This is a genomic window from Roseburia sp. CLA-AA-H209 (genome assembly GCF_020687575.1).
GTDB classification, from domain to species: domain Bacteria; phylum Bacillota; class Clostridia; order Lachnospirales; family Lachnospiraceae; genus Roseburia_C; species Roseburia_C amylophila.
The window spans coordinates 1-2226 of the sequence record NZ_JAJEQU010000041.1; the positions used below are offsets into that span (position 1 = coordinate 1).

The 2226-nt window shown below is 40.3% G+C and carries 2 protein-coding genes; both read left to right on the forward strand.

Annotated elements, in window-relative coordinates; translation table 11 throughout:
* The coding region (locus tag LKD41_RS15415; RefSeq protein WP_227701667.1) for a hypothetical protein at positions 1–1298 on the forward strand (1298 nt) is incomplete at its 5' end.
* A gap of 11 nt (positions 1299–1309) precedes the next feature.
* A complete protein-coding gene (locus LKD41_RS15420) occupies positions 1310–2116 on the forward strand; it encodes a zinc ribbon domain-containing protein (protein ID WP_227701668.1) in 807 nt (268 codons plus the stop codon).
* The last annotated feature ends 110 nt before the right edge of the window (positions 2117–2226 follow it).

Sequence of the window (2226 nt, forward strand, 5' to 3'; positions counted from 1 at the left end):
GAAGACCACAGCAGGGACAGTTCCAGGGAAGACCACAGCAGGGACAGTTCCAGGGAAGACCACAGCAGGGACAGTTCCAGGGACAGCCACAGCAGGCACGCCCGCCTAAGAAACCATTTAAGATGACGAAACAGTTATGGGCATTGCTTATTGCAGTCATTGCAGTTGTAGTAGTTGCAATTGTTGCACTTGTGGTAGTGAAGAATCAGAAAAAGAAAGTAAATATCAACGATTATATTTCTGTAGAGTATAACGGATATGAAACAGCAGGAACAGCATATGTTGATTTCGACGAGACCGGATTCAGTGAAGCTGTTATCAAGGCACAGGGAAAGAAACTTAAAAATGTAAAATCTCTTGATGACCTTGACTGGAGTGACCTCACAGATTTGATGGGAAGTAGTAACTGGGATTTGATTGACAGTATTACTTTTGATGTGAAACCGGATTCAGACCTGTCAAATGGTGATGTGGTAACCGTTACTGCTTCATGGAATGAAGATTATGAGAAAAAAGCAGGAGTTAAAATTCTTTCCAAAGAACAGGAATTTACAGTAGAAGGACTGGAAGAAGTAAAAGAAGTTGATCCGTTTGAAGATATCGAGGTAACCTTCTCAGGAACACCACCTTATGTATATCCAAACTGGACAAATAATTCGGAGGATGACTATTTACGTTATCTGTGGTTCAACTTTGAAGATTATGACAGTCTTGATGTCGGAGATACCGTAACTTTAACTGTTGATGAGTCAGAAGAGAATGCATTGGCAAATGGTTACAAATTCACACAGACATCAAAAGAATATATTGTATCCGGAGTAGATTCTTATGTAACATCTGCTGCAGATATTTCAGCAGACAATCTGGATTCCATGAAAAATGAAGCAACAGATGTGTTAGATGCATATTTTGCAAATAACAATTCCTATATTGGAAATTCCGGATTCAGCTATGAAGGTTCTTATTATCTGGTTGCAAAGAACAGTGATACATGGGGTGATACAAACGTCCTTTATCTGGTATTTTCAACAACTGTAACCAGTGCAGAAAATGCATTTGAGCCGACTGTAGTATACTTCCCGGTAAAATATACAAATATTATGGCATTATCCGATGGAAGCCAGAGCTTTAATACATATGGTGATATCGAAGGATATACTGATTTAGAGTATGATGACGGCTGGTACAATGTTGATGGTTATACAGATGGAGCACAGATGTTTAACGATCTGGTTGTAACTCAGAAGGTTGATTATACTTACGAAGTAACTGATAATTTAACTCAGTTTGGAAACTAAAGGAGAAGGAAATGAATTCTGGAAATGATTTTACAAAGCACATTCATGTGAAAAATATTATTCGTCTGTTATCTATTTTATTAATGGTATTTTTCTTTGTGCCATCATTCATGGTATCCTGTGCAGGATATGGAAATATTAAAATTAGTGCTTTTAAAGCTATGACAGGTATTAAAATCGAAGGCGAAAGTGTATCTGATCCAAAAGTAATCTGCATCATAATGCTGCTGCTTCCAATCGCTATGCTGGCTCTCTGGTGCTTAAAGAGCGTATTAAAAGATAAAATTGCTGCAATCGCATCCGGAAGCTGTGCAGTTGTTGACTTTATTTTCTGGATTGCACTTTGCGTCGGAGTAAATAAGGAAGCAACAGATAATTACTGTACAGCAAAAGTTACAGCCGGATTTATATTTAATATCTTATTTATTCTGGCAATTGTAGTGTTGGATCTGTTGATTATTATCAACGTACTTCAGGCTGAGAAGCCATTAATCAGACAGAAAATGATGAACGGATATCAGGGAATGCCACAGCAGAATATGTATGGAAATGTACCACCACAGCAGGGACAGTTCCAGGGACAGCCAATGCAGCCACAGCAGCAGGGACAGTTCCAGAGCCAGCCAGTGCAGCCACAGCAGCAGGGACAGTTCCAGAGCCAGCCAGTGCAGCAGCAGGGACAGTTCCAGAGCCAGCCAGTACAACCGCAGCAGCCAGTACAGCCACAGCAGCCAGTACAGCCGGTATGCAGTAAATGTGGTGCTCCGCTTGTAGCTGGAAATAAGTTCTGTACCAAGTGCGGAAATCCGGTTGCATAAACTGGAATATAAAATAAGTAGAAGCCCCATCGTCTGATATGTACCCAGAATCCTGGACACATATTTATGAACTAGGCTGAACACATGGATGCTATCCTGTATTGTACAGG

Bases quoted from the DNA above. Each gene is read 5' to 3' on its own strand.
- LKD41_RS15420 (WP_227701668.1), top strand. From the start codon at position 1,310: ATGAATTCTGGAAATGATTTTACAAAGCACATTCATGTGAAAAATATT.